This window comes from Nocardia sp. NPDC060220 (genome assembly GCF_042727815.1).
GTDB lineage: Bacteria > Actinomycetota > Actinomycetes > Mycobacteriales > Mycobacteriaceae > Nocardia.
Genome location: NZ_JBHWZY010000517.1, coordinates 1 through 5,032 on the forward strand (window position 1 = coordinate 1; position 5,032 = coordinate 5,032).

General features: G+C 68.0%; 6 protein-coding genes. 3 read left to right on the plus strand and 3 right to left on the minus strand.

The window, feature by feature from the left end; all coding sequences use genetic code 11:
• Positions 1 to 31: 31 nt before the first annotated feature.
• Positions 32 to 658: a MerR family transcriptional regulator gene (locus ACFWF3_RS23940; protein ID WP_379315339.1), complete on the minus strand. Its 627-nt coding sequence runs from the start codon at positions 656 to 658 to the stop codon at positions 32 to 34.
• 117 nt (positions 659 to 775) lie between these two features.
• Here ACFWF3_RS23940 and ACFWF3_RS23945 point away from each other — a divergent pair, with 117 nt between their 5' ends.
• The gene (locus ACFWF3_RS23945; protein ID WP_379315340.1) at positions 776 to 1,723 is read left to right on the plus strand and encodes a hypothetical protein; all 948 of its coding nucleotides are present in this window, start codon (positions 776 to 778) and stop codon (positions 1,721 to 1,723) included.
• Complete coding sequence (locus tag ACFWF3_RS23950) at positions 1,720 to 2,172, plus strand: ABA4-like family protein (RefSeq protein ID WP_379315341.1); 453 nt, start codon at positions 1,720 to 1,722, stop codon at positions 2,170 to 2,172. The genes ACFWF3_RS23945 and ACFWF3_RS23950 overlap by 4 nt, the downstream gene beginning before the upstream one ends.
• A 190-nt stretch (positions 2,173 to 2,362) precedes the next feature.
• Here ACFWF3_RS23950 and ACFWF3_RS23955 read toward each other — a convergent pair whose 3' ends face one another.
• Positions 2,363 to 3,205 carry an oxidoreductase gene (locus tag ACFWF3_RS23955; protein ID WP_378994074.1) on the minus strand — a complete coding sequence of 281 codons (843 nt, stop codon included), beginning with the start codon at positions 3,203 to 3,205 and terminating at the stop codon, positions 2,363 to 2,365.
• A gap of 90 nt (positions 3,206 to 3,295) precedes the next feature.
• On the opposite strand from ACFWF3_RS23955, the gene ACFWF3_RS23960 reads away from it, so the two are divergent.
• Positions 3,296 to 4,186, plus strand: a complete 891-nt coding sequence (locus tag ACFWF3_RS23960; protein WP_379315342.1) for a LysR substrate-binding domain-containing protein — start codon at positions 3,296 to 3,298, stop codon at positions 4,184 to 4,186.
• A 7-nt stretch (positions 4,187 to 4,193) separates the two neighbouring features.
• Here ACFWF3_RS23960 and ACFWF3_RS23965 read toward each other — a convergent pair.
• The coding region (locus ACFWF3_RS23965; protein ID WP_379315343.1) for an acyl-CoA carboxylase subunit beta at positions 4,194 to 5,032 on the minus strand (839 nt) is incomplete at its 5' end.

Here is a 5,032-nt window from a genome sequence, read left to right on the forward strand (position 1 = left end):
GCCCCGCGGATTCTCGCGGGGCCGCTGTGCGTTACGGGGTTTCTGGGTTCTTCAGGCGTTCCAGGGAGACCTGGGCCTGGGCGATGCGGCGGATGGCGGCCAGTGCGGTGTCGCCCAGGACGGTCAGTACGACGACCGCGTCGATGATGTCGTCGCGCCCGCCCGCGGACAGGGCGGCCGCTACGTCGGTTTCCGCGACTGCCCGCGAGCTGTCGAAATAGGTGGGCAGGGTGGTGGTGGCCCAGTCCCGGTAGCCGAGTTGCGCGAGTCGGACGATCACTCCGGTGAGCGTGTCGACGGCCTGCGGGCTGGGTTTCATGTCCCAGCCGCGTCGGTCCATCTCCGCGCGCACGGACTCGTAGGCGCGATCCCATTCGGCGTCATGGGCGGCGGGGACGGGGGTGGACAGGCTGTCCTGCGCCACGCCGAGCACATGAAACAGCGGCATGTCGGGGGAGTCGATCGCAGCGAGCACATCGGAGACGGTGGCGACCGGTATCCCGCCCACCTCGATCAACGCGCGGATCAGGCGGAGTCGGCGCAGGTGGTCTTCGCCGTAGCTGGCCTGGTTGGGGCTGGTGCGTTCACCCGGCGGCAGCAGTCCCTCGCGCAGGTAGTACTTGATGGTCGCCACCGCGATGCCACTGCGATCACTCAACTCCGAGATTCGCACTCTTACCTCCGTGTTGTTCCTACCCCTTGCCTACGTCACCCATAGCGGATAGTCTAGCTATCCATAACGGATAGTATAGCTATCTATCTCTGGGAGATTCGAATGTCAGTCCTGACCGTCCCCTCGCTGCCCCGCCCCAACGCACCCCTGCACCGTCCGCTGATGTATTTCGCCGCCGTCAACGCCGCGCTCGTCGTGGTCGGCCTGATCGGGATGCTGGTCGACGACCGGGTGATCGCCGGGTCGGCGGCCTGGTTCAAGCCGACCAAGTTCGCCATCTCGTTCGTGTTCTACGGCGTGGCGCTGGCATGGTTGATGTCGTTGCGGCCCAGCCCTTCTCGGCTCGCGTCGCGAATGGCCACCGTGATCGTGGTCGCCGGGGTGATCGAACAGGCGATCATCTTCGGGCAGGTGATCCGCGGGACCCGCAGCCACTACAACATGACCACCGCCCTGGACGGCACCCTCTGGGTGATCATGGGGTCCACCATCGTCATCCTGTTCCTGGCAACCCTGGTGATCGGGATCGGCTTGATGCGCGCACGCCTCGGTGACGCCTCGATCACCTGGTCGATTCGTTGCGGCATCGCGATCACCTTGGTCGGGCTGGCGCTGGGAAATCTGATGCCCCAGCGGGAATCCGGCGTCGAGGGCATCGCGGGCGCGCACACGGTCGGAGCTCCCGACGGCACGCCCGGCATGCCGCTCACGGGGTGGAGCACCACCGATGGTGACCTGCGCATTCCACACTTCTTCGGCATGCACGCGCTCCAGGCACTGCCGTTGCTCGCGGCACTGCTGGTGGTGCTGGCGCCACGGATCCCGTTGCTGCGGTCGGTGCGCGTTCGGCTCGGCCTGATCATCACCGCGTCTGCCGGGTACGCGGCGGTGCTCGCGCTGGTCACCTGGCAGGCGTTGCGGGGGCAGCCGCTGATCCACCCCGATCAGGCCACGCTGACTGCCGCGGCCGCGATCGTCACCGGAGTAGTTGTCGGAGCAATGATCTCGGTCGCGAGCGCGGCCGGTACCCGAAAGGTGGTTACTGCATGAGCACGCTGTTCGACCTGTCGTTCTGGGTCACGGTGCCGTTCTGGGCGCTGATGATCTTCGCCCCGACGTGGCGCTGGACCCGCACGATCATCTCCGCACCGTGGATTGTGCTGGTGCCCTTGGTGGTGTGGGCGATCGTCGCGATGCCGGTGCTGGGTGCGATGTGGTCGCTGGTGACATCGCCGTCCCTGGCCGCCATCACCGAGGCCGCCGCCGACCCCGCCGTGCTCACCGCGCTGTGGGCGCAGATCATCGCGTGGGACCTGTTCCTCGGCCGCTGGATCTACCTCGACAGTCGCGAGCGCAACGTCCACCCGTTGCTGATGGGCCCACTGCTGGTCGGCACGATTCTGTTGTCGCCCATCGCCTTTCCGATCTACCTGCTGGTCCGTGCGGTCGCCCGACGCGATAGTTCGCCGGTGCCGCGGGCGAGCGCGGTCAGCGCGTAGTGCCGTCTGCCGGACTCCGAGGAGTCCGGCAGACGTGGTTCACGTGCGGTGGGTGAGCACTACCCGGTCGGCGAGGCGCTCCGGTTCGCCAGGCGGGGTGAAGTAGAGCTCCATGACCGTCCGGTTCGGAGACTCCAGCTCGAGCAGCGCCGCCGGCAGCGGTGCGTAACGGTGTGGTGCGCGTGTGCCCTCAGCTTTCGTCGAAAGTGGTCGCGCGGGAGACCTTTTCCCACGCGAGGACGTCATCGCGGACGGCATCGAGGTGGCCCAGGACCGCGTCGACAGAATCGCCGCCCAGGGGCAGCCGCAGCGGCGACTTCTCGGCGGACAGGGCGACGCGGATGGCGGCGGCGGCCTTGGCCGGGTCGCCGGGCTGGGTGCCGTCGCCGCCCTCGACCATGCGGCGGGTGGCGCCCGCGGTGTCGGCGTAAACGTCGGACTCGGGACTGAACGCCGCGGCTCCGGGGCCGAACAGTCCCGTACGGAAGGCGCCGGGTTCGACGATCAGTACTTTGATGCCGAACGGCGCCACCTCTTCGGCGAGTGCCTCCGACAACCCTTCCAGCGCGAACTTCGTGGCGCTGTACGCGGAGAACCCCGCGAAGGACAGCTGCCCGCCGACACTGCTCATCTGCACGATCGCACCGCCGCGCTGGGCGCGCATGTGGGGCAGCACCGCACGGGTGAGGGCGGCGGGGCCGAACAGGTGCAGGTCGAACAGTCCGCGCAATTCGGCCTCGGTGGTTTCCTCGACCGCGCCGACATGGGTGCGACCGGCATTGTTGACCAGCACATCGATGCGGCCGTGGCGGGCGACGACATCGGCGACGACCTCGTCGATGCGAGCGGTATCGGTGACGTCGAGCGCGATCGTCTCGAGCTGATCGGGATGCGCGGCGACCAGATCGTCGAGGGCGGCGGTGCGGCGAGCGACGGCGATCACGATATCGCCCGCGTCGACGGCGTCCTGTGCGATGGCACGGCCGAACCCGCTGCTCGCGCCGGTGACCAGCCAGATCTTCGGAATGCTCATCAGGTTCTCCTGTGTTCGTTGATGTTTCGTGAGCAATACTTCCGCCCGGACGAGATGGAAGTCCAAGATCCTTTGTGATAACCAGGAGTTATGGATGTCCACGGACGCGACCTGCGGTACTTCGTCGCGGTGGCCGACCGCCTGAGCTTCACCGCCGCCGCGGAGGTGCTGTACATCTCGCAGCCCGCACTCAGCAAACAGATCCGCCGACTCGAAAGTCACCTCGGTGCGGCACTGTTCGTGCGTGATTCCCGCTCGGTCACCCTCACCCCGGTCGGCGCGGCGCTGCTGCCGCACGCGCTGCGCCTCCTCGCGACCTGGGAAACCGCCGAGGCCGCGGTGGAGTCGGCGAAAGCCACCGAGGAGGCCGCGCTGGCCATCGGCATCAGCACCAGTCCAGGTCGAGGCATCCTGCCGGCCGTGCGCTCCCGATTCAGCACCGCGTTTCCGCACGCGAAACCGGTGCTGCGACTGGTCGGTTGGGACGACCCGACCGCCGGCCTGGCCGACGGCGCCAGCGACGTGGCCTTCGTCTGGCTGCCGCTGCTCGACAGCGACCGCTATCGCTGGCTGGTGGTCGCGACCGAACCCCGGCTGGTGGCCCTTCCGCAGTCGCACCACCTCGCCGCGCGCGACCGGATCGAGTTCGCCGACCTGCTCGACGAGCCCTTCCTCGCGTTGCCCCGCTCGGCGGGCCCCCTGCGCGACTATTGGCTCGCCGTCGACGAACGCGCCGGGCGACCGGCGATCATCGGCGCCGAGGTGTCGAGCACCGAAGAGACCTACGAGGCACTCGTGAACCTCGACGGCATCGTCCTGCTCGCCACCGGCAACGCCGCGCTGGTCGCCCACAACGGCGTGGTGACCAGGCCGGTCACCGGCGTGAGCCCCTGCGAACTCGCCCTGGCCTGGCGACGTGACGACAACCGTCCACTCGTCGCCGGCTATGTGGAAGCGTGCGTGCTGGCCACCGCGCGGTGACGCGGCTCTACAACGGCATCAGGCGGTGTTTGCGCGGTGCCTGCTCGATGTGTTTGTCGCCGAGCAGGCGCAGCGCTTTGCGGATTTCCAGCCGGGTAGTGGACGGTTCGATGACCGCGTCGATATAGCCGCGTTCGGCGGCTATCCACGGGGTGGCGACGGCGGCGTTGTAGAAGTCGACCATCTGCTGACGCACGGCCGGTCGGTCTGCCTCGGGGACGGCGGCCAGCTGTTTGCGCTGGGTCAGGCCCACGGCGGCTTCGGCGCCCATCACGGCGATCCGGGCCGTCGGCCACGCCAGGTTGATGTCGCCGCCGAGCTGCTTGCACCCCATCACCGCGTAGCCGCCGCCGTAGGCCTTGCGGACCACGACGGTGACGATCGGAACGGTGGCCTCGACGACCGCGTAGAAGAAGCGCCCGCCGCGTTTGATGACGCCGATCTTCTCCTCCTCCACGCCCGGCAGCACGCCCGGGGTGTCGACGACGAACACCAGCGGAATGTCGAACGCGTCGCACAGGCGGATGAAGTGCGCGGCTTTGTCCGACCCGCGCGCGTCGATCGCGCCGCTGGCCACCAGCGGCTGATTGGCGACTACACCGACGCTGCGCCCGTCGACCCGGGCGAATCCGGTGATCAGATTGCGGGCGGCGCCGTCGCCGATCTCGTGGAACTCCCCGTCGTCGAAGATCCGGAGCAGGATCTCGTACATGTCGTAGCCCCGGCGATCGGAATCCGGTATCAGCGAATCGAGTTCGCGGTCGGAGTCCGTGATCTCCGGCTCCAGACCGGGATTGATCAGGGGAGCACGCTCGTAGCAGTTCGACGGCATGAAGCTCAGATACG

What these genes read in the sequence shown, in the direction of transcription:
- ACFWF3_RS23945 (WP_379315340.1), top strand. Translation starts at nt 776, where the DNA reads ATGTCAGTCCTGACCGTCCCCTCGCTGCCCCGCCCCAACGCACCCCTG.
- ACFWF3_RS23950 (WP_379315341.1), top strand. Translation starts at nt 1,720, where the DNA reads ATGAGCACGCTGTTCGACCTGTCGTTCTGGGTCACGGTGCCGTTCTGG.
- ACFWF3_RS23955 (WP_378994074.1), bottom strand. Translation starts at nt 3,205, where the DNA reads ATGAGCATTCCGAAGATCTGGCTGGTCACCGGCGCGAGCAGCGGGTTC.
- ACFWF3_RS23960 (WP_379315342.1), top strand. Translation starts at nt 3,296, where the DNA reads ATGGATGTCCACGGACGCGACCTGCGGTACTTCGTCGCGGTGGCCGAC.